The 26064-nt window shown below is 51.2% G+C and carries 24 protein-coding genes; 3 read left to right on the plus strand and 21 right to left on the minus strand.

What is annotated here, in order from left to right; translation table 11 throughout:
• Positions 1-211: 211 nt before the first annotated feature.
• The 5 genes from rbsD to PCH05_RS09500 all read right to left on the minus strand — a co-directional run bounded on the left by rbsD (position 212) and on the right by PCH05_RS09500 (position 4242).
• Complete coding sequence (rbsD, locus tag PCH05_RS09480; RefSeq protein ID WP_127602140.1) at positions 212-610, minus strand: D-ribose pyranase; 399 nt, start codon at positions 608-610, stop codon at positions 212-214.
• Between the two features lies 1 nt (position 611).
• The gene (rbsK, locus tag PCH05_RS09485; protein ID WP_127602141.1) at positions 612-1490 is read right to left on the minus strand and encodes a ribokinase; all 879 of its coding nucleotides are present in this window, start codon (positions 1488-1490) and stop codon (positions 612-614) included.
• The gene (locus PCH05_RS09490; protein ID WP_127602142.1) at positions 1483-2472 is read right to left on the minus strand and encodes a LacI family DNA-binding transcriptional regulator; all 990 of its coding nucleotides are present in this window, start codon (positions 2470-2472) and stop codon (positions 1483-1485) included. Before PCH05_RS09490 ends, rbsK begins: the two co-directional genes overlap by 8 nt.
• Before the next feature lie 179 nt (positions 2473-2651).
• Entirely contained in the window at positions 2652-3719 is a 1068-nt protein-coding gene (locus PCH05_RS09495) for a DUF4179 domain-containing protein (RefSeq protein ID WP_127602143.1), read from the minus strand.
• On the minus strand, positions 3706-4242 hold the full coding sequence (locus PCH05_RS09500; RefSeq protein WP_127602144.1) for a sigma-70 family RNA polymerase sigma factor: 537 nt from the start codon (positions 4240-4242) through the stop codon (positions 3706-3708). The genes PCH05_RS09495 and PCH05_RS09500 overlap by 14 nt, the downstream gene beginning before the upstream one ends.
• A gap of 243 nt (positions 4243-4485) precedes the next feature.
• Between PCH05_RS09500 and PCH05_RS09505 the strand changes: the two genes are divergently transcribed.
• Positions 4486-5031 (plus strand): hypothetical protein, encoded by a 546-nt coding sequence (locus PCH05_RS09505; protein ID WP_127602145.1) that lies wholly within the window; start codon positions 4486-4488, stop codon positions 5029-5031.
• Positions 5032-5142: 111 nt separating this feature from the next.
• On the opposite strand, the gene PCH05_RS09510 is transcribed toward PCH05_RS09505, so the two are convergent.
• The 7 genes from PCH05_RS09510 to PCH05_RS09535 all read right to left on the minus strand — a co-directional run bounded on the left by PCH05_RS09510 (position 5143) and on the right by PCH05_RS09535 (position 13046).
• Positions 5143-7341 carry a hypothetical protein gene (locus PCH05_RS09510; RefSeq protein ID WP_127602146.1) on the minus strand — a complete coding sequence of 733 codons (2199 nt, stop codon included), beginning with the start codon at positions 7339-7341 and terminating at the stop codon, positions 5143-5145.
• A 14-nt stretch (positions 7342-7355) separates the two neighbouring features.
• Positions 7356-8342, minus strand: coding sequence for an extracellular solute-binding protein (locus PCH05_RS27635; RefSeq protein ID WP_246049431.1), 987 nt, complete (start codon positions 8340-8342; stop codon positions 7356-7358).
• 11 nt (positions 8343-8353) lie between these two features.
• Positions 8354-8989, minus strand: a complete 636-nt coding sequence (locus tag PCH05_RS27640; protein WP_246049432.1) for a type 2 periplasmic-binding domain-containing protein — start codon at positions 8987-8989, stop codon at positions 8354-8356.
• 57 nt (positions 8990-9046) lie between these two features.
• Positions 9047-9874, minus strand: a complete 828-nt coding sequence (locus PCH05_RS09520) for a carbohydrate ABC transporter permease (protein ID WP_246049433.1) — start codon at positions 9872-9874, stop codon at positions 9047-9049.
• An 80-nt stretch (positions 9875-9954) separates the two neighbouring features.
• The gene (locus PCH05_RS09525) at positions 9955-10866 is read right to left on the minus strand and encodes an ABC transporter permease (protein ID WP_127602147.1); all 912 of its coding nucleotides are present in this window, start codon (positions 10864-10866) and stop codon (positions 9955-9957) included.
• A gap of 319 nt (positions 10867-11185) precedes the next feature.
• Positions 11186-12340 carry a GntR family transcriptional regulator gene (locus tag PCH05_RS09530; protein ID WP_307719520.1) on the minus strand — a complete coding sequence of 385 codons (1155 nt, stop codon included), beginning with the start codon at positions 12338-12340 and terminating at the stop codon, positions 11186-11188.
• Between the two features lie 193 nt (positions 12341-12533).
• Complete coding sequence (locus PCH05_RS09535) at positions 12534-13046, minus strand: PCYCGC motif-containing (lipo)protein (RefSeq protein ID WP_371860533.1); 513 nt, start codon at positions 13044-13046, stop codon at positions 12534-12536.
• A gap of 215 nt (positions 13047-13261) precedes the next feature.
• Here PCH05_RS09535 and PCH05_RS09540 point away from each other — a divergent pair, with 215 nt between their 5' ends.
• Positions 13262-13633, plus strand: a complete 372-nt coding sequence (locus tag PCH05_RS09540) for an ArsR/SmtB family transcription factor (protein WP_127602149.1) — start codon at positions 13262-13264, stop codon at positions 13631-13633.
• Between the two features lie 119 nt (positions 13634-13752).
• Here the strand turns inward: PCH05_RS09540 and PCH05_RS09545 are convergent, their stop codons facing one another.
• Positions 13753-14346 carry a nitroreductase family protein gene (locus PCH05_RS09545; protein WP_127602150.1) on the minus strand — a complete coding sequence of 198 codons (594 nt, stop codon included), beginning with the start codon at positions 14344-14346 and terminating at the stop codon, positions 13753-13755.
• Positions 14347-14552: 206 nt separating this feature from the next.
• Between PCH05_RS09545 and PCH05_RS09550 the strand changes: the two genes are divergently transcribed.
• Positions 14553-15995, plus strand: a complete 1443-nt coding sequence (locus PCH05_RS09550) for an esterase-like activity of phytase family protein (RefSeq protein WP_127602151.1) — start codon at positions 14553-14555, stop codon at positions 15993-15995.
• Between the two features lie 138 nt (positions 15996-16133).
• Here the strand turns inward: PCH05_RS09550 and PCH05_RS09555 are convergent, their stop codons facing one another.
• The 8 genes from PCH05_RS09555 to PCH05_RS09590 form a co-directional block, all read right to left on the minus strand.
• Positions 16134-18374, minus strand: a complete 2241-nt coding sequence (locus PCH05_RS09555) for a heavy metal translocating P-type ATPase (RefSeq protein ID WP_127602152.1) — start codon at positions 18372-18374, stop codon at positions 16134-16136.
• A 278-nt stretch (positions 18375-18652) separates the two neighbouring features.
• A complete protein-coding gene (locus PCH05_RS09560) occupies positions 18653-19357 on the minus strand; it encodes a hypothetical protein (RefSeq protein WP_164766600.1) in 705 nt (234 codons plus the stop codon).
• Between the two features lie 97 nt (positions 19358-19454).
• Positions 19455-19718, minus strand: a complete 264-nt coding sequence (locus tag PCH05_RS09565) for a metal-sensitive transcriptional regulator (RefSeq protein ID WP_371860534.1) — start codon at positions 19716-19718, stop codon at positions 19455-19457.
• Between the two features lie 64 nt (positions 19719-19782).
• Positions 19783-20169 carry a rhodanese-like domain-containing protein gene (locus PCH05_RS09570; protein WP_127602155.1) on the minus strand — a complete coding sequence of 129 codons (387 nt, stop codon included), beginning with the start codon at positions 20167-20169 and terminating at the stop codon, positions 19783-19785.
• A gap of 130 nt (positions 20170-20299) precedes the next feature.
• Complete coding sequence (locus PCH05_RS09575; protein ID WP_371860537.1) at positions 20300-22072, minus strand: ABC transporter ATP-binding protein; 1773 nt, start codon at positions 22070-22072, stop codon at positions 20300-20302.
• A 290-nt stretch (positions 22073-22362) separates the two neighbouring features.
• On the minus strand, positions 22363-23319 hold the full coding sequence (locus tag PCH05_RS09580; protein ID WP_127602157.1) for a hypothetical protein: 957 nt from the start codon (positions 23317-23319) through the stop codon (positions 22363-22365).
• A gap of 53 nt (positions 23320-23372) precedes the next feature.
• Positions 23373-24467, minus strand: coding sequence for a TolB family protein (locus PCH05_RS09585; RefSeq protein ID WP_127602158.1), 1095 nt, complete (start codon positions 24465-24467; stop codon positions 23373-23375).
• 84 nt (positions 24468-24551) lie between these two features.
• Positions 24552-26024 (minus strand): sensor histidine kinase, encoded by a 1473-nt coding sequence (locus tag PCH05_RS09590; RefSeq protein ID WP_127602159.1) that lies wholly within the window; start codon positions 26022-26024, stop codon positions 24552-24554.
• Positions 26025-26064: the final 40 nt, after the last annotated feature.

A 26064-nucleotide genomic window follows, 5' to 3' on the forward strand; every position in this document is an offset into this window, starting at 1 on the left:
TTTTGCGAGCAATGCTTCTTGACTGTTCTTCATAGCAAAACTTGCTTCGTAAGCAGATGCTTAGTTTTGCGAGCAATGCTTCTTGACTGTTCTTCATAGCAAAACTCTGTTCTTCATAGCAAAACTTGCTTCGTAAGCAGATGCTTTGTTTTGCGAGCAATGCTTCTTGACTGTTCTTCATAGCAAAACTTGCTTCGTAAGCAGATGCTTTTCAGCCAAAGTACACGCCGGCTTGTAAAATGATGTTCGCGAACGGCTTGGCCTCGCCAGTGCGGATCACGGCTCTAGCCTTCCGGGTCAGCTGCTTGAACTCCTCATGGGGACAGGTTTCAATCGCCCGCCCCGCGAATTTCCCTTCTATATAATGAAGCGCTTGCGGATTATCGGTCTGAATTTCATTCGCAATCACGACCTTCTCAATCTCCATGTCGGCTGCTACCGCATTGACGGTTTCTTCAAAGCTCGGTGAGCCGAGCGTTAATGCCAGGTCGATTTTTTCGACACCATCGGGGATCGGAAGCCCGACATCCGCGATGACGATCGTATCAGTGTGGCCCAGATCGGCCAATACTTTGGAAATGTGGCTGTTCAAAATCCCCTGCTTTTTCATCTCACATTTGCGCCTCCACTTCTTCGCGCACCGGCATGCCGCCCTGGGCGCCAAACTTCGTTACCGACAAGGAGGCGGCACGATTCGCAAAACGGACGCTTTCATACACCGGTTTGCCTTCAGCCAGTGCGACGGCAAATGCCGCATTAAACGTATCTCCCGCTCCTGTCGTATCAACGGCCTCCACCTGGTAGGACGGGACAAGCACTTCCTTGGCTCCATCGAAATAACGGACGCCGTTGCTGCCTTCGGTGATGAACAGCTTGTTGGGATATTTGCGGAGTGCTTCGGAAACCGGAAGCCCGGAGAACAAAATCTCGGCTTCATGCTCGTTAGGCGTGATATATTCGGCATTATGAATCACCTCATCCTCCAGCGCCCGTGCCGGAGCCGGATTCAGCAGCAGAGGAATATTCAGCCGCTTGCAAACTTTGCTGACATGCGTAACGGTCTCAACCGGAATTTCCTGCTGGATCATGACCATATCCGCATCCTCGAAAGCATCCAAGGATTGATCAATATAAGCCGGTGTTACCTCATTATTGGCTGCTTTAACTACAACAATACTGTTATCGCCTTCAGCCAGCACGATGTGAGCCGTGCCGCTTTCCATATGTGTAACCGGTTCCACATAACGTGTAGAAACATGATTCTTCTTGAAGTTATTTAAAATCGTTTCGCCGAACGTATCGTCCCCTACTCGCCCGATCATCGTAACATCGGCTCCAAGACGTGCCGCTGCAACGGCCTGGTTCGCGCCTTTACCGCCGGGCACGGTTTTGAAACTCTCGCCGAGAACCGTTTCACCGGCTCCCGGGCGTTTGGACGATGTGACGACAAGATCTATTGAAGAGCTTCCTACTACAATAATTTTAGCCATGCTGATTCACCTTCCTGGTCGTATCCCGCTCCGTAAACGTCACGGGCATCTGAATGGTTTTGTTATCTATGTTTACATCGTCAATCAAACGGACAAGCAAATTCGCTGCAGCCCTGCCCATATCGTATGCCGGCTGCCGGATCGTCGTCAGCGACGGTGTAAGCAAACTGCTTAGCGGAATATCGTCAAAACCGATAATCTGCACATCATCCGGCACGTTCTTGCCAAGCCTGAGGGCTTCATGCAGAACGGCTGTCGCCACGATATCGTTGCTGGCGATGACCCCGTCCGTGAAGGGATGCTGCTCAAACAGTTCTTTCGCCCATGTCCCCGCCTCCGTAAAGGAAAACGACGAGGTCATGACAACGTTAAATGCTATCCCCTGTTCGCTCAGAGCTTCGATGGCTCCCTTAAAGCGATCCTGGGCCGGCCGGATATGCGTGGGCCCCTGCATGACCGTGATCTGCCGGCTGCCGCGCGCAACCATCTCTTGGGCGGCAATTCTTCCGCCTTCACACCCGTCGGCATAGACCGACGGGCGGTTATCCGCCGTCCGGTCCAGGAACACCACCGGAATGTTCAATCTCCGGTATGTATCGGTATCCGGATGGTTCGTGGAAGCGATGACGCCAACCACATTATTTTGGACGAAGGTTTGTATATATTCTTTTTCCTTCTTCATATTCTCGTCGCTGTTGCCAAAAATAATTCGAAAATCGTTCTCCTGCATCTCATCCTCCACCCCGCGAGCCAGCTCAGGAAAGAAGGGGTTGGTGATGTCCGGCAGCAGCAGGCCGATCAGCCTGGATTTACGTTTAAACAGAGATCTTGCGACTTCGTTGGGTGTATAATGCAGTGCTTTAATCGCGGTTTCAACCTTCTTGCGGGTATCATCATGCACATAGCCTGTCTCATTGATCACCCGGGAAACGGTTGCAACCGATACGCCGGCATGCTTCGCTACGTCTCGAATGGTTGCCATTTCATTTTCTCTCCTCGATGTGGAACCGGTTACAGATATAAAATAACACAATGTTCCCGATTTGACAACAGCGCTTTCAAGTTATTTTATGGCAGAATCTAAAACATGAAGCCACGCATAGTATAAACCAGCATGGCTTCATGAGCTTTTTTCAAGCTTCGCAGTGCCCTTTATCAAAATTAATTTTTGACGGGGATCGTCATCTCAAGCTCGGGAATAAAGGTCTTCTTGCCGGTAACGTAATCATCGATATAAGGACGGATCGTAATGGATTCCGGAAGCTTCGGCAGCGGATCCATATCCGTGGTGACGGCCATAAAATCCGTACCCTTGATTCGGCTTCCAAAAGACCCCCCCGTGCTCTCCACCTGATTGCCATCCTGATCGACCAGCAGATAACCAAACTTAGGACCACTATCGCTGATATCCCTGACTCCGTTATCCTCATGCATGGTCAGTCTTGTCATGACGGGCGTGAACTCGATGCTTCCCAAAGCCATTTTACAGTTTCCCCATACCTTGGCTGGAGCATCGGATGTCACCACCCTGCTTGAGGCTTCATTCTTCTTCACGGGAATATCGAATAGAAACACGTCCTTCGGCATGTCGACAAGTCCGATCTTGAGGTTCAGCGTAAACTGGTCGGGGAAATTGTACTTTTGTCCATCCTTGGAGCTGTATTCTGCATGGCTAACCGTTACGATGGTGGCGGAAGGCGCGTTGGCACGACCCCACTTTTTCAAGGGACCTCGGGACATCGTCATATCTACGTATTCCCCGTTCACTTTTCCGCTCATGCTGAAATCACGGTTATTGAATTTGTGATCCGCGGTATCTTCCTCCAGTACGAAATAGATGGTGGATCCCGTGTAGACGAGCTTCGTGATCCGAATGGTGACTCCGTTCTTCGTTATGCTTTGGTTAATGTCCTCCAGCATGCCCTTCTCTTCTGCCGTTTGGAGTCCCATATGGTTAGTGAGCTTGTAGATTTCCTGAATGAATGGCATCTCCTTCAAAGATTTCGCCATGGTAGGCGAGATGAAGGCGGAAGCAAGCAGGATCAGACAGAGCATAAAAACAGCGGCTGAAGAAAGTAAGCCGATATGGCGTTTCCGTCTCCGTGACGGTGACAGGGATACAAGCTGACCCAGAGCCTCCTGCATTTTAGTCTCGACGATCTCCGGCAGCGTATCGGTAGGAAGCCAAGCAGCCCGCTTCAGCTTCGATTCCAAATCATTTGGATTCATGTGCCACCATCCTTTCCGGCGAATCACCAAGAATACGCATCAGCTGCTGTCGTGCCCTGAACAGGCGGCCCTTGACGGCCCCTTCTTTAATGCCCAAGACATCGCCGACGTCTCTCATGGACAAGTCCTGAAAATAAAAAAGATTGACCGCCAACCGCAGCGGTTCGTCCAGCTGTTCCACGGCCTCTCTGACTGCTACAGCTTCATAATCCCCATGTCCGTGTTCCGCCATTAGCTCCAGGTTTTCAACCGCCACCGTTTTGGACTTGTTTCTCAGAAGCTGGTTGCATTCATTGATCAGAATTCTGTACATCCAGGTTTGGAAATATTCCGGCTTTTTAAGGGTATGCAGCGATTTGTATGATTTCAGGATCGTCTCCTGGATGGCATCCGCGCAGTCTTCATTATTGCGAAGGATCGAGAAAGCAAGCCCGTACATTTTGGTTTTCATGCTTAACACAAGCCGAATGAATGCGTCGTTATCCCCTTTTCTCGCCTTCTTCACCTCTGATTTGATATCCACACGTCACGGTCTCCTTCGTAAATAATCCTTCATCGGTTTTAATACATAACGTTAGATGCTGGTTATATGAAAAAGGTTATACCGTTTTGGAAAAAAAGCATCCTCCATAGATTCATGGATACGAATCCCATATTATGGATTTTGGCCTATAACTTATTTCCCTACCGAGCGTTATGTAAAATATAAGGTTTAATCGTGATAATCCGAATTCTATCATTTACCGCAAGAGAGAGGTGTTTATTTTTGAACAAACACGCGGGAGTGCTCGTCATCCTGCTGGTCGCTGCACTTCTCGCCGGCTGCAGCTCTGACAAGCAAACCTCCCTTGATTATGGCAAGCCGTCCAATCAGACCCGCATGGTCATTACCGACAAGGGCTATAAATGGGATATCGACAATTCAGCCCCATCGTTTGATGAGACACTCAAGCAGGTCTCGTTTGAAGTCAAACAGATCCGGATGCCTTTTCCGCCTAGCCATACGGCGGCGAGCATAATTCAAGCTCCTTTTGACATGATACAGCTCACCTACGCGAATCTGGAAATGGGACGCCAGATCATCCTGGTCGAGAGCAACTCGCAGGATAAGGACGAGCCTAAGGGTAAAGACGGACCCAAGCTGAAAAACGACGAGCCTTCTTGGATTCAAAGCGATTCTAACATGAGCGCGCTGTATTGGAGACACGACGGATTAACCTTCCTGCTGATTTCAAATCAGATTAAGAACCAGAAGTTCGTGCCGCTGTATAGTCCGGAGGAGCTTGTTCAGGTTGCCGACACCATTCAATGAACGTTCAGTCAAAATATGAACTGCGGGTGATTATAACAGGCGTCGTGCTCGTCACATTCAACCTGCAGAAAAAGTCCTTTATCCGGCGGATAAAGGACTTTTTCATCTCTTCTATTTCCAATCGATTCTGACACTGCGGCCTTGAGGACTGCCTTCGAACGACAGTAAAACGGTTCCCGTCTCGCTGTCATATTCAAACTGAATGGATTTGCCTTCAACGGCTGCTTGTATCGGAGGCAGAGGGGTCCTCAGCCGGGTGCTAACCATAATCCCTTCGGGGGATTCGGCAATCCACGAGTATCCTCCCTCATATAGCACTTCACTGCGGATTCTGGAAGATGTGGCTAGAATCCCCGGCTGCGCGGCATCATCGGCATGAAAGCCTAAATCATAGAGCAGCGCGTTACCATTGGGCTTCAGGTGGACCCGCTTGACCACCGGCAGGTGCGGATCGAACAACGGTATAAACGAGCCGGTAAGCTCGACTTGATTGTTCGAATCTAATGCATCAGTCTCATCCAATACATGGATGATTCGATAAGGCCCGCGCCGGATATCCAGCGTCCCCTTCGTTCTGAATTCCGCTGCCTCTCCGCGGTACCCTAGCGCCTGCTTGACGCCACCGATCACCAGCTCGGCGCCTTCCGCATGCCCGGCGAGATCCGCCGGATGCTTCCGGATGAGCAGCACGGCCCCGCTGCCGACGGGATGCATGCCTTCCTCCGGCACCCTGCCAAGGCCTAAGGAGTCAAACAGATGCTCCTCCGGATGCGCATAGGCACCCCTCAGCGAATCCCGGTTCCACCATTCTCTCACTTGGTGATAGGGATCGCTCCCATCCCCGACATATATGAGAATGCCGCCATCACGTATCCACTGCGCAAGCACCTGATGAATCCCGGGATGCTCCGGCTTCATGAATTCATAGCTGAGCAGCAGCACCCTGTAATCATCGAGGTATCCGGGGAAATGCAGCACATTGTCGTATTGGAGCGGCCGTACCGGAATTCCGCTTTTGAGAAGCGGAAGCGCCAGACCGTAGAACGGCGACCAGTCCAGCAGCTCCTTCTCCTCTTCCTCAAGCGTATAGGGCGAATGCGTTCCGTCGTATCTCGAAGCGGTGCGTGGAGAATCGCCTGGATGCTCCACGCTTCCGCGCTGATACATGGCCGAATTGGCCAAACAGAGTCCTATGCCCTTTAACGCAGCGGATTCCTCGATATCCCCGTCATACTTATGCATCTCGCCCAGCATATGCATGATGGTCAGCAGTTGAGTGGCATAGGTGCCGGGAATCGGCTCTTTTCCGCTGCCGTCTTCCTTCGGATAGCTGCCTTCGAATACCCGATGCGGCCAAGGGCACACCTCGTACCGGCTAACCCCAGGATGGAGCAGTGATGCGGTCACCGTAGCCAGATAATTCTGTTCATAGTCCGCCCAGGTATACGACGGATTGTCTTCAATCGGATCATGCAAGAACCACATATCCCTGCCGGTTCCGCGCGTGAGCTCCTGCATCATGCCGTACTCCAGGTAAGCCGTTTCGAACGTCCTTTCTCTGCGTACTCCTTGGTACACGTTCGGCGTCCGGCTGGTTCCCGTCCAGATCTGCGCGATAAACCCGTCACAGGATGGCATGGAAACAAACATCGACTCCGGACTGACGATCCGCCACTGCGTGTAGTTGATCAAGCTGTGCGTCGGAATATAAAAGCGGACTGTCCTGCCGTATGTCGTCAGCGCATATTCCTTCATTTCACTGCAAATCCGGTCCATAGCCCGATAATACATCGCTGCCTTCAGCTTGGAAGCCCTGTACTGCGCATCGCAGGAAGCATGAGGAGGTTGCCAATCTTCTCCGTAATAATTCAGCCACTCGCGCTTGAAGGCTTCCGAATATCCCGAGACTGCCCAGAATTCGGGCTCCTCCATATGGATGGCTTCCACGCCGGCATCGATCGCTTTTTTGATATGCGTGGATAGATACGCCGCAAAGGAAATGGTAGGCACCATGTAGGGAACATCTTTCCCATGAAGCAAGCGCTTGCCATTCCGGTCCATCTGAGCTTCGTCCCAATGATTGCGGCCGTCAAAACGTCCATAGAGATAATCCTGATATTCCCCCCAGGATACGCCGGTCATCAAATGAACGGTGTATCCTGCCTGCTTCCAGCCGTCGATACGTTCGGGCAAATCCTCTGATATGCCGTATACCATGACAAAATCCGTACGCAGATCATATTTGGGACCGTAGGGCCTCGCTTCCTGAAATCCCGTCCACTCCGGTCCTGCTTTCGATCGAAGGCTCACAGCGCGTTCCCCCTTTAGTTCGGCATCGCCAGCTTGACGACGTCTTTGCCTTTCAGTTCTTCGTTCACGTATTTCATCGCATCGTCGTATCCCGTCTTTTTGATCTGATCGCGCAGATCATTGATGACCTTCAGCGCCGCATCATCCGATTTGGTGAATATCGCCTGCTTCCATACAGGGTCCATCTGATCCATGGATGGTTTCAGCGCATCCCAGTTCGGCGCTTTCGTAATCACGTCGCCGGGGTTGAAAGCGGAGATGATGCTGATGCCGTTCGGACGCAATATTTTGCGCGCTTTGTCCATGGCCGCCAGACGATCCTGGTCAGCCCAGATATCACCGCCGCCGACGGAGTTGATCCGATCCAGGCCCGTCATGTTCTCCAGTCCGATCGCAATGCCTTGATTGCGCTTCACTTTTCCGGTGGTATCCTCGTTGAATTTGTCGAACCATTCCTTCTTGGCTACCGCCTTGCCGTCAACTTTTTCCCAATGCACCCCTTCGACGCCGTAATGCACGAGCATGAAGCCTTCGTCGGAAGCCAGGAAGTCCAGCAGCTTCAGCGCCGCGTCGACATCCTTGCATTTTTTCGTGATGACCGTGACGTTATTGCCTTGAATGCCCAGGTCTACCGGACGGTTCGGCTCCGCACCGGCGCGGTCGAGCGGTCCTACCGGAACATAGTCCGAGCCTGGATGTGCTTTCACGTAATCCTTGGACGCATCGAGGATCGCAGGGTAATGCGCTGCCAGAATCGCGATACGGCCCTGCTTGATCTTTTCGTTTGCAATCGGATCGGTCTGCGTGAAAACTTCGGGATCGAGCAACCCTTCGGAAATCAGTTTGCGATAATACAAAGTGTATTCTTCATAGGCCTTCGTGAAGAACACATTTTCGAGACTGCCGTCCCCTTTGTCCACGTAACTGGTTCCGTAGAAGAGGGTATTGCCGATGCCGACGGCCCAGCCGTCATGAAAGCCCCCGAGAGGCATGACAGGCATGCCGTTTTCCGTTAGATTCGCATCCTTGATTTTTTCAGAAATTCGTACAAATCCTCTTTCGTCTTGACCGATTGGGGATCGACCCCGACTTTGTCCGCGATATCCTTGCGCACGTAAAAGCCGTACAGCCAATCATTTACGTCTTTTCCTGTGGCGGGTTGATTCTGATACATCAAGTATTTTTTGCCGTCGATGCCCCCGATTCCCTTTTCATAGAGCGCAGGCGGCACATTTTCCTTGGCGATCGCTTTGGCGAGGTTCGGGTATTTGTCGATTTTGTCGGTCAGGTCCACGAGCTGTCCTTCCTTGGCCGCTTTGATAATGCCATCCAGCTCACCGCCCCATGCAGGTCCCGTATATATGTCCGGCAGATCCTGCGTCGCGAAAATCGTGTTGACCTTCTCAACCTCGCTGCCTTTCGTGTAGTCGATCTTGATCTTGATCCCCGTCTTTTCCTCAATCGCCTGTGTAACCGGCGTCGTGTCCGTGTCCGGACCGGTAGAACCGTTCCAGTTGTTCAGGATGGTCAGCGTCGGCGTTTTACCGTCCCCGCTTGCTCCGCCACCTCCGCCGCAACCGTACAGCAGTCCGGTCAGCATGATGACCCCCATCAAAGAACAGGCCGCTTTTAAATGTAATTTGCCCATATGAACCCTCCCCAACATTAGATTGATATGATCAAGTCCCTTAGGGAACCTGTATCCTCAGCCTTTGACCGATCCGATCATGACGCCTTTGACGAAGTACCGCTGCAGGAACGGATACACGCATAGAATCGGGAATACCGTAATCACCAAAAGGGCCATTCGCATCGATTCGGGCGTGGCGCCCGCCATGTTCACATTGACCGTTTGCCCGCCCTGCTGTGCCGCTCTCTGCATGGATGAGGACAGCGCTTCGGCTTCCGTCAGCATTTGCTGCAGCAGCGTTTGCACCGGAATAAGATTTTTGTCCGACACATAGTAGGCACCCGTAAACCAGTCATTCCAATGCGCCACGCCGATGAACAGCGAGATGGTCGCAATCACCGGACCCGACAATGGCAGAATGATCCGCACAAAGATCTGGAAATCATTCAGACCGTCGATCCGGGCCGATTCCTCGATTTCCTCGGGAATGCCCTGCAAAAACGTTCGAATAATCACAACATGCATGAAATTGAACAGCATCGGAATCACGTAGACCCAGAACGAATTGATCAGGTGCAGCTTTTGCAGCGTGATGAAATAAGGGATGAACCCGGCGCTGAAGATCGTTGGCAAAAAGATATAAAAGGTAAAAAACGTGCGTCCCGGCAGCGTTTTTTTCGACAGCGCGTAAGCCATGAGCGTACAGAGCAGCACATGCGCGGCGGTACCGATCACAGTCCGCAAGATCGTGATTTTATACGCCTGCCAAATTTGCCTGTTATCAAATACCTGGGCATAATTGTCCAGCGTGAACTTGCGGGGATAGAAATACAGCGCCCCCATCATCGAATCCTTTCCGTCATTCAGGGAGTAAACAAGTATGTAAATGAACGGATAGATCATGAGAAACCGAAAAAGGCTAGCAGAATGTAATTCAGCAAATTGAAAAAGGAAAATGAACGAGTTTTCATGCTTGACCTCCCCTAGAACAGTGATACATCGCTGACTTTGCGGGCGATCCAGTTGACGGTGACGATCAATATCAGGGCGATGCCGCTTTGGAAAAGCCCTACGGCTGCCGCATAACTGAGTCGTCCCTGCTGTATGCCCGAAGTGATGACGTGCACGTCAAGCACGCTGCCGATACTGGCGGTAGCCGGCCCGTTTAACAGGAGCAGCTGTTCAAATCCCGCACTCATGAGACTGCCTGTTGCGAGAATAAACAGAATGACGGCAATGTTGCGGATACCCGGCAGCGTAACATGCCAAATTTGCCTGAAGCGGCTGGCGCCGTCGATCTTGGCTGCTTCATAGAGCTGCTGGTCAATGCCGGCGATCGCTGCCATGTAGATAATGGAGTTCCAGCCGATGTTTTTCCAGACATCCGAGCCGAGAACAAGCGGGTAAAACCAGGTCGTATTGTTCATGAATTGGACAGGATGAGCGCCGAAAGAGGATAAAAGATCGTTAAGCGGTCCCCCGTACATGGACAAAAGACGCTGCATCAACGTGACGACGACGATCCAGGAGACGAAATAAGGCAGGTAAGAAAGCGTTTGGATCGTTTTCTTAAACTTCAGGTTGCGGATTTCATTGAGGAGGATCGCAAGAATAATCGGCATCGGGAAGCCCACAAGCAGCTTCATCAAGCTGATGACAATGGTGTTGCGGATGATGTCTGAAGACTGGTAGTAATCAAAAAACTGACGGAAATACTTTAGCCCCGCCCAGGGACTTCCCGTAAAGCCGCCGACAAACGTGAAATCCCGAAATGCGACCTGAAGTCCATAAAGCGGAACATACGAAAAGATAAAGAACCAGACGATACCGGGCAGCAGGAACAAGTAGAACAGCTTGTGACGCCATACTCTTTTCCAAAGCAAGGATGACTTCATGAACCTCACCTCTCTTCCAGTCGTAATTGAAACAGATGTCTAAATGTAAGCGATTGCAAAGTGGCGTGTGACAGTGAATTTCTCTATACTCCCCCTTCCACATGTATAGGTTGACTGATCTTCAGGTGTCCGGCGCGGCCGAATATGACTTACAGACTTTAGAATTATAATATAATATATATTTATTATATTCAATATGTTTTTTTGATAAATACATGGTTAATTTGTTTTTGGATTTTAAAGCTGCTAGTTACAAGCTCAAAAAAAATCTTCTCCGCAAGGGAAAAGATTTCATTCCAGCTGAACGCTGGAGGCTTATTCAGGGCTGTTCCGGAGGCTTTCCGGTCGTTTGTCCATGCACCAATTCCGGGTTCAAGAGAATCTTGCTGTAGCTTCTGTCCCTCTCCCTCCGGCCTTGATGAATCAGGTCCAGCATTGTCGCTGCCGCCTGGCTTCCAATCTCGTATTCAAACTGCTTGATATGGGTAAAAATGCTGAAATCATCCACAACGGAAGTCGGCTCATCGAAGCTGATGATGGATAGATCCTCAGGCACCTTCAGACCCGCCTGTTTTGCGAGCTGGTACATCTGCACGCCGAGCCTGCCGTTCAATGTGATGTACGCCGTGGCCATTTTGTTGCGCATATAGCGAAGCAGCGGATGGTTTTCGGCCTCCCTTAAGCTTTCAATATGGAAATCCGTAATGATATGCGCCGGGTTGATCATCGCTCCTTTCATTTTCAAAGCGTTGACGTAACCCTCGATCCGTTCCTGTACCGTCAACGTCTGAATCGGAGAATCCGAACAAATCGCGATCTGCCGATGACCGAGCTCCCATAAATAATCTACCGCCAGCTTCGCTCCCAGCTTGCCGTCCGCTGCAATATAATCCGTCTCAACCCCAGGCAGGAACCGGTCCATCAATACAAACGGATAGCCCGAAAACTTCATGCTCAGAAGTTCTTCATTATAGTGCTCTTCATCGACCGGGAAGATCACAATCCCTTCCGCTCCGATGCTCTGAAGCGTCTTCAGCGCTTCCTTCTCCTTCTCGATGTCTCCGTCGGAGAGGAGAATCATCACCCGGTAACCTTGCATGGCGAGTGTGTTTTTGACACCGTTGATGAGCCGAATGGCGAAGTAATCCAGAATGGAGGGGATAACCAGACCAATCAGCTTGGAGGCTTGAACTCCGGAGGTCGCGGGTTTCGGCAGCGGAGATTCGTCCTTGATGCTCGTCGGTTCTACCTGTTTGCGTTTGCCCACAAAGCTGCCCTTACCCGGTACCCGGTCGATAATCTGCTCGTCAGCAAGAGTGGATAAAGCCTTGACGACCGTGATCTTGCTGACGTTAAACTGCTCCATGAGTTCCTTTTCCGTCGGAATCCGTTCACCGGGCTGCAAACCGTTGGAACGGATGAGCTCAAGTATATATTGCTGGATTTTCTGATAAAGCGGTACTCGTGTATTCATATTCATCTTGAAATCACCATACTTTTATATATTTGCTATATACATTTTAAACTATTATGAACTTCATCGGAAAAAAAGTTGATTATTTTTAGCTTAAAACATAAAATTCTGTATTCGCAAGATGAATGGATACCCAAAACAAAAAAAGCGCAGGTCATGCCTGAGCTTTTGGTCTTCCGTTGGTACATCGATTTTACAGTACATCGGGCGTCGGCGTCGGTGCCGCATATCCACCTGTCGAATACGTCTTATCGATCACGGAGCGGATTTCTTTGACGGACTTGCCTTGTTTGCTGAGCTCCGATACGGTCATTGCCGTTTCCACACATACGCCGCAGCGTGTTCCGTGATCATCCCATACGACACTTCCATCCGGATGAACCTCTTTGATGAAACAGTTCAGGTTGCTCTTATGCCCCGCGCTTTCGCCGCAGCCGCAGTAGCAGGGAATGGATCCCAAAATATCCTTCACCCCGGCAGCAGTGGTATATGCCGTCTTTAAGACCGGATCGAGCGGATCCAGGAACGTCGGGAGCTTGTCCGTTCCACCCGTCATCTCCTGCAAATCGCCGTTAGCCGCCACCTCCTTATGAGCTTCTCCATGATGATCTGCCGGTTCCGCAGCCTTCGTGCCGCAGCCGGCCAGCAGCAATCCTGAAAGAACAACTCCGAGTATCGTAATTCGCGTCATCTTGCCCAACACCATCTCTCCTTCTGAACGATTTCTTTCCCTGTACTCCAGTATACCATGAGATCGTTCATTTGGAGGAATCGTCACGGATTCGCCACCGAAGAAGATATTATCCTGAAAATCCGTATTTCCACCATTAACTTAACTGTAATGATTCCGTTTAAGTACCACTTTTGTTATAATTGGAATCATCAGCTCGAACACGGAACCGATAGAAAGGTGATTAATCCATGGAACAGTCCGTCAATCCGATTGAAGAATGCGATGCAACCTGCATGGGTTCAGAATCAGAACTGAGCAAAATCAAAGAAGGACTGATCGATGATCAAGCCGCGTCTCAGGTAGCCGATTGGTTTAAGGCATTCAGCGATCCCACCCGGGTCAAGCTGATCGACGCGCTTCTGCAGAGGGAGCTTTGCGTGCATGATTTGACAATCCTGCTGGGCATGGGTCAATCTGCGGTATCCCATCAGCTCCGGTATCTTCGCAATTTGCGTATCGTTAAACGCCGCAAGGAAGGAAAAACCGTATATTACTCGCTTGATGATACACATATTGAACAGATTTTTGTTCAGACGCTTCAGCATACCCAGCACGCATAAACCATTGATCGCTGTATGTAGTTATTCCTTCTGGTATCTACAAAAGGAAGGCTCTCTTGTAACCCAAGAGAGCCTTCTTTGTCTTCATTGGAATTCAATTCATATGAATCGCAATGATCCTATTGTCTGAGCGGGCCGGCTTCATCGACCCAAACGGTAAGGCTTTCGAAGGATTTGCGTTTCGCATTCTGCTGCGGCTGCTCCACCGGTACGCCCAGATAAATGAATCCCAGCATTTTATCGTTCGTGCCCAGACCGAAATGCTCGTTCATCTTCGGATGATACGTCGGCTCGCCGGTTCTCCAGATGGCACCCAGGCCAAGTCCGTGGGCTTCAAGAAGCATATTCTGAATCGCGGCGAATACCGCGCCGTATTCCTCTAGCTCAATGACCTTAGCATGCTCCTTCGGCGACACGGCAACCGCAATGACGACCGGTGCCCGCATCGGCTTCGTTCTTGCCGACTCCGCAGCTGCCGCCGCTTCCGGTGATTCGGGATCAGCCGCATTAGCCCGCGCTACGTCCGCAAGTGCTTCGCCAAGCATTTGGCGGCCCTCGCCTCGCAGTACGAAAAAGCGCCAAGGCTCTGTCATCCGGTGATTTGGTGCCCATGTTCCAGCTTCCAGGATTTGCTCAATGTGCTTCACAGGAACTTCCTCCTGCGTTACCTTCCCTACGCTTCTGCGCGTACGTATGGCTTCTGAAATATTCATGTTCGTTCCCTCTCTCCAATTAAGAATCTTTCTCAATGACTTATATTGTATCAAATTTCCCTTCTCTTTTCCTGTTCGTTAACAGAAATCTTAACATTTTTACCATCGTCTGATCTTCCTCTGACTCTGAATTAATATTCGCTTTATACAATACTTGAAAGATACATAGGTTCTTTAACCATTTACTGAAGAGGGGAATGATTCATATGACAAGAAAATGGTTTATTTCCGCGCTCGCAACACTCACGGTTGGCTCCGCGCTGCTGACCTCCGCTCCTGCATTCGCTGCTGAGGTGCAATATTCAGCCAACGGACAAGCTTTCACCCCTGCAACCTCTGCAGTCGAACAGGACGGACGGCTCTTTTTGCCTGTACGCGACATTGCGAATTTATTAGGCAAATATGTGGACTGGGATGATGTCAGCAAAACAGCGTTGTTTTCAGACAAGCCTAAATTGACGGGTAAGTATATGCTCCATGAAAAAGATCTGGCGCAAGGCATCAAATTCGGCATCGGCTCTTCCCTCACGCATATCCCAGGAGATCCGGAGAATGTCTTCTACACAACGGCCGACCGTGGCCCGAATGGAGAAGTGGATGTTAACGGCACGACGCGCCGCACCTTCCCGCTTTCGAACTACACGCCTACGATTTACAAAATCCAGCTTGATCAAGGCAATATTAACATTTTGGACACGATACCGCTGAAAATTAACGGCAAGGACCCGGTAACGGGCACCAGCCTGATTACGGGCCTGCCAAATTTGAAATCCCGTGACGAAGTACCATATGACGGAGCTGCTGAAAAGGTTATCTCCTATGACCCTTACGGTCTTGATGTCGAAGGGCTGACGTACAACCCGCAGGACGATACCTTCTGGATTTCCGACGAATACGGCCCTTACCTCGTGCAGGTCAAGCGTGACGGCACGCTGCTGCAGCGTTTGGCTCCCAAAGGCATCAGCTCCGAGCTGAACACAGCCGCACTGCCGCTGAAGGAGAACCTTCCCGCCGTCTATTTGAACCGCCGCCAAAACCGTGGAGCGGAAGCGATCGGTATTACTCCTGACGGCAAATACATGTTCATGGCGATGCAAAGTCCGCTGCGCAACCCGGACAAAAGTGTAGACAACTCCCGTACGCTGAGAATTCTGAAATTCGACCTCTCCACGCTGAAGCCGGTTGCAGAATATGCATATATCACAGAAGATGCCGGTCAATACAAAGATCTGAAACAGGCCGATATCGTCATCTCCGACATGTTTGTGGTCAATGAGCATACGATTCTGATTGATGAACGCGATAAAAATGCCGGAGAAGCCGCTCAGCTCAAAAATTTTTTTTCGATCGATCTGCAGAACGCCACCAACATTTTGGGACAATACGATGATTCGACCAAAGCCGGCAAGACGCTGGAACAGATGAGCTTCTCCGAGGTTCGTCAAGCAGGAATCCAAACGCCTGTTAAACGCACCGTGCTCGATGCCGTTGAATTCAAGTACCCGAACGAAAAAATCGAAGGCATTTCGCTCGTCAATGGCCATACCCTCGTAATTGTAAACGATAATGATTTTGGTGTGGCCGATCCGACCTCCAAGGAAAACGGAACGGATCTGTGGACCTTCGAACTGCCTTACGAGATTAAATAGAAGCCTCCATCGCTAACGGAAAGCATAACGGATGGGAAGCAAAAAAAGACTGATCGACATGTCGATCAGTCTTTATCATTGAGCCATAGCCTCTATTCATAACCTGACTGCCGGAATGATTTGCAGCTTTGGTCTTTCCTACTTCAATTTCAGTACCCTCATGGCGTTCAGCACCGCAATAATCGTGACGCCAACATCCGAGAATACCGCCTCCCACATCGTGGCGATCCCGAAGGCTCCAAGCAGCAGGAACACCGCTTTGACGCCCAAAGCGAATATAATGTTCTGCCATACGATGCTTCGCGTACGCTTGGCGATATGAATCGCTGCCGCAACCTTTGACGGCTCGTCGGTCATGATGACAACATCTGCTGCCTCAATGACGGCATCGGAGCCGAGTCCACCCATCGCCACGCCTACATCCGCTCGGGCAAGTACCGGTGTATCGTTGATTCCGTCCCCTACAAACACGATTTTCTCTTTCGGGGACTTCTTGCCGTCCAGCTTTTCGATCTCCTCGACCTTATGCTGCGGAAGAAGCTCGGCATGTACTTCATCCATTCCCAGCGAGCGGCCAACAGCTTCACCTACAGCCTTGGAATCCCCGGTCAGCATCACTGTCTTTTTGCCCATTTGTTTGAGGGTTCGAATCGCCTCAAACGCGTCCTCTTTCACTTCATCCGAAATGATAATATATCCGGCATACGTGCCTTCCATGCTAATATGGACCGTCGTGCCCGCCTCTGACGGCTGCTGGAAAGGGATCCCTTCCTTGTTCATGAGCTTGGCATTCCCTGCCAAAATTCTCTTGCCGTCGACTTTGACCTCGATCCCATGTCCGGATATCTCGTTATAGCCTTCGATCCTCGCCTCATCCAGCTCTTTACCGTATGCGGTACGGATAGACACGGCAATCGGATGAGTGGAATGATATTCGGCATACGCCGCCAGCTCCAGTAGCCGATCCTTACTGATCTCTGCTTGAGATGAAGAAATATCCGTTACTTTGAAGGCGCCTTTGGTCAACGTCCCCGTCTTGTCGAACACGACATATTTAACGTCGTTCAATGCCTCCAGATAGTTGCTGCCCTTCACGAGAATGCCCGATTTGGAAGCCGCCCCGATCCCGCCGAAGAAACCAAGGGGAATGGAGACGACAAGTGCGCAGGGACAAGAGATAACAAGAAAAATAAGTGCTCTGTAGATCCAATCCGAGAACGCGGCGCCGCTAATCAGGAGCGGCGGTACAAGTGCCAGCAGGAGCGCCACGATGACAACCACCGGCGTATAATATCTGGCAAACTTCGTAATGAAATTTTCCGTTGGCGCCTTCTTGCTGCTCGCATTTTGCACCAGATCCAAAATTTTCGATACGGTTGATTCGCCAAATGCTTTGGTGACTTCAATGGTCAGCACGCCGTTTTTGTTGATGAATCCGCTGAGTACCTCTTGTCCGGTCTCCATCTCGCGAGGAACGGATTCACCGGTCAATGCCGACGTGTCCACCATCGAGCTGCCTTCGATGACGACGCCGTCAAGCGGCACCTTTTCGCCGGGCTTCACGACGATCAGGTCTCCGACCTGTACGTCTTCCGGGGCGACGCGTCTGGTTTCCCCATCCGTTTTCAAGTTGGCATAGTCCGGACGTAAGTCCATCATTGCGCTGATCGACTTTCGTGAGCGGTTAACGGCAATCCCTTGAAACATTTCGCCCACCTGGTAAAAGAGCATGACCGCGACGCCTTCCGGATACTGCCCGACGCCAAAAGCGCCGATGGTGGCGACCGACATCAGGAAGTATTCATCAAAGACCTGCCCGCGGAAGATATTTTTAAGCGCCTGCAGCACGATATCGCCGCCGACGACCACATAAGCTGCAAGGAAAATCGCAAGCTCCACATAGGCGTTCGCATGCAGGAGCATGCCGGCAGCTGTCAAAACCGCGCCGACGACCAGCCGCACGGCCATGACCTTGGTACCGCCGCTTCCGTGATCATGGGAATGGGAATGTCCATGGCCCTCTTCCCCTTGTGCTTCAGCGTGGTCATGCCCATGATCGTGTTCATGTCCGTGGCCATGCTCATGAGAATGTTCATGCCCTTGGTGGTGTGCTTTGCTGCGACCGGCACCTTGGGACGGAGGTGAATCCAGCACCTTTACATGGGGCTCCAGCTTTTTGATTTTACTTTTCACGTTAGTTAGCAGTTGTTCATTCTCGTCATCGGTTTCATAGGTTAATGTTTGTTTCACGAAATTGACGGAGCAGGCGGTAATGCCTTCCATTTTCTTGACACCGTCTTCGATTTTCATGGCACAGCTAGCGCAATCCAAACCGTCCAATAGGAGCTCCCGTTTCATTTTACCGGTTGCCTCAGCCATCGTAATGCCTCCGATCCAAACAGAAAAATATAATATGAGCATATATTCATATATAAACTTGTTAAGCACATTATATTCACTATCTTGGAAAGATGTCAATGAATTCTCGCCTAAAATGAGTATCATGTCCCAAAAAAACCGCGTATATACGCGGTCGTCATAAAGCGGCTAGATTTCATCTTCAGTTTGTTCGGAGCTCATTAAGCTTGCCTTGTTCACATGATACCGTAATAGATGACTCCTGTGACCGTTATGTAGAGAAGAGACCACTCTTTGGATTATAGCGGCTTCCTTTTCTCCAGATAAACTTTATTCATGAGTGAAAGCATTAAAACGATGAGTAGAAACAACTGCATGCCGCCGAAACCGAGCCATACCTCGTCAACCGGCCCTCCGAGCAGCGTGACGGCGAATAAAGCAATGGCCGTCCACATCACAGTCACATTCGCATGATAGGCGCTGTACATTTGACCGCGATGACGAAACTGATAGGCAACGACCGCTCCTGCAGCTGCGGCGGTTCCGATGGATTCCCATCCTCCATCTTCGAGAAAAGCCTGCAGCAGGCTCCAGCAGCCGTACCCGGAAATCAGCCAGGTCAGAGCCGTATTTGCGTACAATGCCCACGGTTTGTGATGCCGCATAATTTTATATGCCAGTATGAGGACGCCGATCCATATAGCAAGAATAGTCCCGCTCATACCGCCGCTGAAGTATAATAGCGATAACGGAGAACGGATGACCGATTTGAAATCGAAAATAAGCGGGCTGAATTTCCACACGAGAATACCGATCAGAAGAACGGTCATCAGATCGTCCAGAACGGCCTTGCGTATGACCGCATCCAGGGACCTGGTACGGATAAGCGTGGCCAGATAACCCACAGCCACTGCAATAATTATCGTGAGCAGCGAATATTTCAGCATCAACGGCCCAAGCATAATAACCTGCAATGCAACCGCTCCTTTCATTCGATAGATCATGATCTCTCTATATTCTACATGAAGTGAATATGGTTTTGATTTCTTTTTGTTAGCTCTGAAAAAAAGAACCTGGCAAACATGCGCCAGGTTCTTGCGTTTAACGGCTTTTGATCAATAGCTCCACCGCCTCGTTGACCTGCCGTCTCGGATCGACATGATCCTCCTGAGCTTGTAGAACACATTGCTCCAGATTGACGGCCACGATATAGGCAATGGCTTTATCCGCTGCGCTGCGAACTGCCGATAGCTGAGAGACGACTTCCTTGCAGTTCTTTCCGTCCTCCATCATCTTCAAAATCCCACGCGTTTGTCCTTCCAGACGTTTTAATCTGCGGATGACTTGTTCATCATACACCATCATCTCGCCTCCTTTCAGACAAGCAGGCTGGTAAAAGCGGATTGCCCCAGGCTCCTTCAAGCAAAAATTATTGACAGCAAGGTCCGCACCCGAAGGCACCTTTGCCGCCTTGAGGGGCATATATACGCATAAAACCGTAGCGCTTCAGCATGTGCGCTGCTTTTTTGGTCTGACGGCTGTTCGCTGCCAGAATGAGTACCGGCTCTTCCGCCGCCAGCTGGGACTTGTGAACATACGGCAATCGGCCCATGGATATATTGATGGAGCCCGGCACATGACGCTTGATATAGTCCACCGAATCTCTCACGTCGAGCATTTGCAGCTCGTTATTTTCATTGTCTTGCTCTCGCAGCTCATCCGGATTCACGAAGGTCAGCCCGTTGACCGGCGAAAACTCGCGCACGGCCCACCAGGCGAATGCAGCTGCGAGGAGAGTTAACATCAACCACCACATTGGTGCAGGTTCCTCCTCTTATCATGTTGAAGCCGTTCAGGATTATTTATGCAAGGGACAGGTGAGAATATTCATACCCTATGGGGTATGTCTTCATTATAATGATCATTCCTTATTAAGTCAATATTGATCAAACTTTATCCTCTGCTGAGATTTCGGCAATCCGCAGCTGCTGGGTGGCGAATTCCCGGTACATCTCATGACTTTCGAACAGCTCATGATGGGTGCCTCTGCCCGTGATCCGGCCTTTTTCGATAAAAAGAATTTGGTCGGCATCCACTACCGTCGATAGCCTATGGGCAATGACCAACGTCGTTCGGCCCTTCATCAGATTGTGCAGCGCTTTCTGCACAAACACCTCGGATTGGCTGTCCAGGCTTGATGTAGCTTCATCCAGCATTAGAATTTGCGGATTCCGAAGGAGCGCGCGGGCAATGGAAATCCGCTGGCGCTGGCCGCCGGAGAGTTTAATCCCCCGCTCGCCGACTTCCGTCATATATCCTTCCGGCAGCTCGTCGATAAATATATCGGCATAAGCCATGTGAGCCGCACGCTTGATTTCATCATCTGCGGCCTCCCGGTTCATGCCATAGCATATGTTATCGCGGATGGTACCGGCAATGATCGGACTTTCCTGCGGAACATACCCGATCTGCTCGCGCCAGGAGGCTAGTGAGAATCCGGCGACATCCTGCCCGCCGACACGGATTACCCCACTGTCCGGGATATAAAACCGTTCAAGGATCGCAAACAGCGTCGTTTTGCCGCCCCCGCTGGGTCCGACCACGGCCGTCACTTTCCCGGGCTCCAGCGTAAAGCTTATATCGTGCAGGACCGTATCTCCTTTGTCATACGAAAAATGCACGTTCGCAAGCTCAATGGTCTGAATCGGGCCGGTGAGCACTGCGCCTGCCGATACATCTTCCTGGTTGTCCTCCAGGATATTCACGATTCGTTCCGTCGCTCCGACGGATTTCTGCAGCTGGGTAAAAAACATCGTAATCTGGTTCATTGGCATGATGATCTGCACCAGATACAGAATGAAGGCCACCAAATCGCCTGCCGAAAGCGCCCCGCTGGAGACCCGCATTCCGCCGTATCCAATGATCAGCACCATGAGGCCCATCATTACGAAGGAAATGATCGGACCGATAAACGCCTGAATTTTCCCTTCGCGGATTCCCAGCTTAAGCAGTCCGCGGATCGCCTTTTGGCCAACCGCAGTTTCCCTGTCTTCCGCGTTCGAAGCCTTGACCAGCCGGATTTCGGATAATACCTGGTTCAGAATCGTCGTGAAATCTGCCGTCTCATCCTGCAAACGCCGCGAAATTTGCAGCATGACTCGTCCGAGCGGCACCAAAACTGCAGCCGTGACGGGAATGGCCGCGAGGATGATCAACGTCATCTTCCAATCGAGCAGGAGCAAAATAATAATGGCTCCGATCATGGATATGATGCCATTGAAAAATCCCGTGACATGCTCGGATACCAGGCCCTTGAGCACGGCCGTATCATTCGTCATCCGGCTGATCGTATCGCCGGTACGGTGGTTGTCGTAATAGGGAATGGTAAGCTTGAGCAGCTTTTTCCACAAACGGTCCCGGAGTTTTGCGACGACCTCCTGTCCGATCCTGTTCAGCAAATAGATTGAAATGCCGCCCGATATCGCGGAAGCGACGAAGGTTGCGACCAGCAGGACGATTTGCGACGGCTTGATGCTGTCGACCGTAAAGCTGTCGACCAGCCCTTTCGTAAACAGCGGTACGACAAGACTGACCAGCGTTGAAATGACGCTGAGCGCAACGGCCACGGAAAGCATCCAAACGGATGGCTTGGTTTCCCGAACCAGCCTTACGAATGCTTTCCAGTTCCCTTTTTGATAGCTTTCTTTCATATATGAGATGGCTCCTATCCTGTATACTTTTTTATCTATCATTGCTTTTCCTAACCGATTATACAGAGAATGCGGCATGAAGTCATATATTGAAGGATTGTCCGGATTTCAACAAGGCAGATATCATATTTGGAGTGAGCGGCAGCAATAAGAAAAACGTCTAGCGACGTAATTTCTCAGAAGACAGACCGCCATTAGCGGATGTTTTTCTTGCAATATCACGAAGCCGTGGCTCTGCAGTTTATACTCTCCGATATTATCAAAAAAGACGCGGATGGTATCCGCGTCTTTCTTCAGCTTCAAGCGGTAAACAAGCTGTTTACCTTCAGCTCCAGGGAGTCCCAGAAGGACTGTATATCCTTTATCGGCGGCCCTTGAATGCTGTCTTTTCCTTTTTCGTAAATCACGTCTTTATTTTGATTGAGAACTTCGAGATATTTTTTGACGAGAATGGCCGTCTTGGTCTCCGGATGCTCGCTGACGAAGGTTTGATACTGCTTTTTGACTTTGGGCAGCAGCTTTAAGGTTGTATCGTCCACCGCATCATACCGGTATTCCGTCAGGTACGAATTCAGGTACATCTTATATAGCTCGAGTACGTCCTTGGCTTTCAGGCCATCGGGATTCTCGGTCAAGTAATATTCCGCCTTCAGGATGCGGTCCGCCAGCTCCTCCCTGGTGATGACGAGGGCTCCGTCTTCGAAATAGCTCTTCTCCGATTCCATAGCCTTCAGAACGATGTAGCTCTTCAGATCATTGGACAAGTACTTATCGTATTTCTGCAGCGCCTTATAGTCGACCTTCCAATAGAACATGCCCTCCGTGTTACCGAGCGCCAAACCACCGGCCTGCTGCGACAGCAGCCACTGCTTCAATGTGTCATCGCCTTTGATGTTATTGATGTCCATCGGATAACCGATTTCATTCATTTTCTGCGACGTTTCCGGCTTGGACAGCATGGTCAGGAAGTTGTCGTTCAAGCTCGGCAAATACCGGTCATAGTATTTTTCCAGCTCCAGGAACAACCCGTCCGCCTGCTTCTGATCCGCCTTCGGCATGCTCTCGTCGAGGAAGCGGATAACCTCCCCGGGCTCCTTTGCCTGCGTGGTCAACAGCTTGAACCGTTCCAGCATGTCTTCCTTCGTCTCGGCCGGCGGCTGCGTGGCGGTTTCCTGCTGCTTCGCAGGCTCCTGCACAGTCAGACTCTTGTTCCCGCAGCCGGAAACCGCGATCACGGCCGACAATGCGAGCAACATCCAAATGGGTTTCTTCAAAAAAATCATCATCCCTATCCCCTACCCCCGTTACATCATTTGAAAGTATAAATTTCGGTCAGCAGCTTCGCGCCTGTCGCTGTCAGGTTCATTTCCGGATTCATAAGCCGGGTACCGTCCGGGCTCCAGGCAAGCAAACTCTGGAGGTTCGGATACAAGGACACCAGCGTCGTATGTCCGGTTTTCGCATCCATCACATATAGTCCGGAGCCGCCCCGTTCCAGATTGAACAGCGCGTAAGCCAGCCTCGAGCCGTCCGGCGACCAGACCATCTGTCTGGCCAGGCTGCCTTCGGCGATCGTGGTCGCCTGACCCTTGTCATTCGCCGGCTGCAAAATTACTGAATTCCGGTTATCGCCGCTTTCTTCAGCTATGGCTAACATGCCGCCACCGGGAGCTGCCGAGAAATCGGCAACCTTTTTGCGGATGAGGATGGGTCCCGCGGTAGTTTTCGGCTTGCTCGATGCGTCGAAGGAAGCATCCAGCCGGTACAGCTCTCGATCCTGATTCAAGTAATATGCCGTAAACTTGTCTGCATTCGACGGATCTAAGACCGCTTCCGTTTTGACGACGACTTCATCTTGCTTCAGCTTATGGATCGGCGTTATCCCGCCGTCCAATCCAGCAACGCTGAGCTCGTATACCGTTGCCAGCAAATAGCCCCGATTGCCGATCCATGCTCCGCGCACGTTGCCGTTCAGGATCGAATATGCTCCGTCATTCACCTGAATGCCGGTCTTCATTCCATCCTGAATCCGGACGAAACTGGCGTCCATCATGTTGCTGACAAACAGCATGGACGGATCGGGCGACGGATTGACCGTTAACGCATGCTCGATACCGAGCGGCCGGTCAGGATCCTTAGCCTTCACGAGCGAATGCACGGTCAGCTCCGCCTCCATCCACTTGGGCTTTCCGGTGCCGATCATTTCATCGGCCGACAGCCAAGCCAGACCGTACAGGTCATCCAGCCGGTCGATCCGTTCCAGCTCCACTTTGCCTGCGGGTTCGCGAATCGGAGGATTCTTGACCGTCACGCTGCCGCCGGCCCCGCTGCATCCGGCCGTGATAGCGATCACGACGGTCAAAACCGCAATGCCGATATGTCTATGCCACAACCATTTTTTCAATGCGGCTCCTCCTTTTCGTTAACCTCTGTCTGTAACCGAGTATAGGGAATAATCGTTTCTAAAAAATATCGAATTGTTTCAAACTTATAAACATTTTGCGCCAGCCAGCGGAAATGTAACGATAAATTCCGTGCCGATACCATCCGCCGGCGTCTCGACCCGGATGTCGCCGCCGTTTTGCCTGGTCAGCTGCCTGACCAGCGCCAATCCCAAGCCGCTGCCGCCGGACTTGCGCGCACGGTCGTGATTGACCGTATAAAACGGCTCGAACACCAGCTCCCGCCGGTCCTCGGGAATACCCACGCCCGTGTCGCGAAAACTTATTTCGACCGTATCCCCGACAATTCGGTTCGATAGCGTTACCGAGCCCTCCGGGGTATTGTATTTGATCGCATTATCCAGCAAATTGATGAAAATATGGGTCAGATTGTTGCGGTCACCCGTCATCCGTGCAGGCTGCAGGCGCACATGCAGCGTAATATCGAACTGCTCGGCCTTTCCCCGCATCCGCGACGCGGCGTCGGAGAGCAGCTCGATCAGCTCCACCTCTTCGGGGTGATGGTCAAATTCGTATTTTTCGGATGCGGCCAAGTGCAATACCCGCTCCACCAGTTCATAGAGTCGCCCTGCTTCTTTCGTAATCGATTGATAGGCGTCCTGAATCAAAGCCGGATCATCCGGGTACATCTGCAGCAGATCGGCATAGGCCCGGATCGAAGTCAGCGGCGTTTTGAATTCATGGCTGATGTTATGGATAAAATCCTTCTGCTGCCGTTCCAGCAGCTGCAGCTTTTCCAGCGTTTTGAGCAGCTTCTCCTGTTCACGTTCGAGAGACATCACGTTGGTTTGGATGGCAAGATTCATATCGAAGATCCCGCTGCTCAGCTCGCCCAGCTCATCGTTTCGCCGCAAGCCGGAATGCTCGAGGTAATGGCCGCCCCGTATCCGATCGGTATCCTTCTTCAGGCGGCGGATGGCGCTGGCCTGCCTGTTCATGTACAGGATGCCAAATATGAAGGAAAGACCGAGCACCACCGCTCCCGCAATCCAGAAGAGCCGCTGCATGTTGCGGTAAAATGCGTTCTGGCCGGCTACCGACGTCTGAAAATGAATGACCCCGAGCTGTTCACGGTCGGACGACACGGGAGTAAGGTATTCCAGGACGTCGCCGTGAATTTCATAAGCAATTTTGTCTTGTAATGCAAAATCCAGCAGATGCCTTACATTCGGCTTGGCGGCCATGACAAGCGAATCTCCCGTTTCGTTGCCATCCGCATCATACAGGATGACCCTCATGCCGCTCACGGTGCCCAGTTCGCGTGCAAGCGCGGGGCCTTGCAGCCGCATGAACGTCGCCGCGTCCACCTGCGTTCCCGTCACGAACAGCTGGCTGATCCGATCCGAAGCCACATCCGCCTGCTGCTGCATCGTGTGTTCCATCTGCTGCTTCTGATTGCCGGAGATTCCTTTTAAAATCAAAAAACTGAGCAGGCCGATAGCGAATATAAGCAACACGGCCAAAAACCCAGTAAATTTCCATTTCAAGCTGATGCGCATGCCCGTTTCCCCCGTCCTCCGCTAGCATTGGCCCGATCTG

It is taken from the genome of Paenibacillus chibensis (assembly GCF_004001045.1).
Lineage (GTDB): Bacteria > Bacillota > Bacilli > Paenibacillales > Paenibacillaceae > Paenibacillus_AQ > Paenibacillus_AQ chibensis.

What these genes read in the sequence shown, in the direction of transcription:
- PCH05_RS09565 (WP_371860534.1), bottom strand. Translation starts at nt 19,718, where the DNA reads ATGATGGTGTATGATGAACAAGTCATCCGCAGATTAAAACGTCTGGAA.
- PCH05_RS09535 (WP_371860533.1), bottom strand. Translation starts at nt 13,046, where the DNA reads ATGGTGTTGGGCAAGATGACGCGAATTACGATACTCGGAGTTGTTCTT.
- PCH05_RS09495 (WP_127602143.1), bottom strand. Translation starts at nt 3,719, where the DNA reads ATGAATCCAAATGATTTGGAATCGAAGCTGAAGCGGGCTGCTTGGCTT.
- PCH05_RS27635 (WP_246049431.1), bottom strand. Translation starts at nt 8,342, where the DNA reads ATGCCTGTCATGCCTCTCGGGGGCTTTCATGACGGCTGGGCCGTCGGC.
- PCH05_RS09525 (WP_127602147.1), bottom strand. Translation starts at nt 10,866, where the DNA reads ATGAAGTCATCCTTGCTTTGGAAAAGAGTATGGCGTCACAAGCTGTTC.
- PCH05_RS09580 (WP_127602157.1), bottom strand. Translation starts at nt 23,319, where the DNA reads ATGTTGCTCGCATTGTCGGCCGTGATCGCGGTTTCCGGCTGCGGGAAC.
- PCH05_RS27640 (WP_246049432.1), bottom strand. Translation starts at nt 8,989, where the DNA reads ATGGGCAAATTACATTTAAAAGCGGCCTGTTCTTTGATGGGGGTCATC.
- rbsD (WP_127602140.1), bottom strand. Translation starts at nt 610, where the DNA reads ATGAAAAAGCAGGGGATTTTGAACAGCCACATTTCCAAAGTATTGGCC.
- PCH05_RS09520 (WP_246049433.1), bottom strand. Translation starts at nt 9,874, where the DNA reads ATGATCTATCCGTTCATTTACATACTTGTTTACTCCCTGAATGACGGA.
- PCH05_RS09540 (WP_127602149.1), top strand. Translation starts at nt 13,262, where the DNA reads ATGGAACAGTCCGTCAATCCGATTGAAGAATGCGATGCAACCTGCATG.
- PCH05_RS09590 (WP_127602159.1), bottom strand. Translation starts at nt 26,024, where the DNA reads ATGCGCATCAGCTTGAAATGGAAATTTACTGGGTTTTTGGCCGTGTTG.
- rbsK (WP_127602141.1), bottom strand. Translation starts at nt 1,490, where the DNA reads ATGGCTAAAATTATTGTAGTAGGAAGCTCTTCAATAGATCTTGTCGTC.
- PCH05_RS09570 (WP_127602155.1), bottom strand. Translation starts at nt 20,169, where the DNA reads ATGTGGTGGTTGATGTTAACTCTCCTCGCAGCTGCATTCGCCTGGTGG.
- PCH05_RS09550 (WP_127602151.1), top strand. Translation starts at nt 14,553, where the DNA reads ATGACAAGAAAATGGTTTATTTCCGCGCTCGCAACACTCACGGTTGGC.
- PCH05_RS09545 (WP_127602150.1), bottom strand. Translation starts at nt 14,346, where the DNA reads ATGAATATTTCAGAAGCCATACGTACGCGCAGAAGCGTAGGGAAGGTA.
- PCH05_RS09530 (WP_307719520.1), bottom strand. Translation starts at nt 12,340, where the DNA reads ATGAATACACGAGTACCGCTTTATCAGAAAATCCAGCAATATATACTT.
- PCH05_RS09555 (WP_127602152.1), bottom strand. Translation starts at nt 18,374, where the DNA reads ATGGCTGAGGCAACCGGTAAAATGAAACGGGAGCTCCTATTGGACGGT.
- PCH05_RS09490 (WP_127602142.1), bottom strand. Translation starts at nt 2,472, where the DNA reads ATGGCAACCATTCGAGACGTAGCGAAGCATGCCGGCGTATCGGTTGCA.
- PCH05_RS09560 (WP_164766600.1), bottom strand. Translation starts at nt 19,357, where the DNA reads ATGATCTATCGAATGAAAGGAGCGGTTGCATTGCAGGTTATTATGCTT.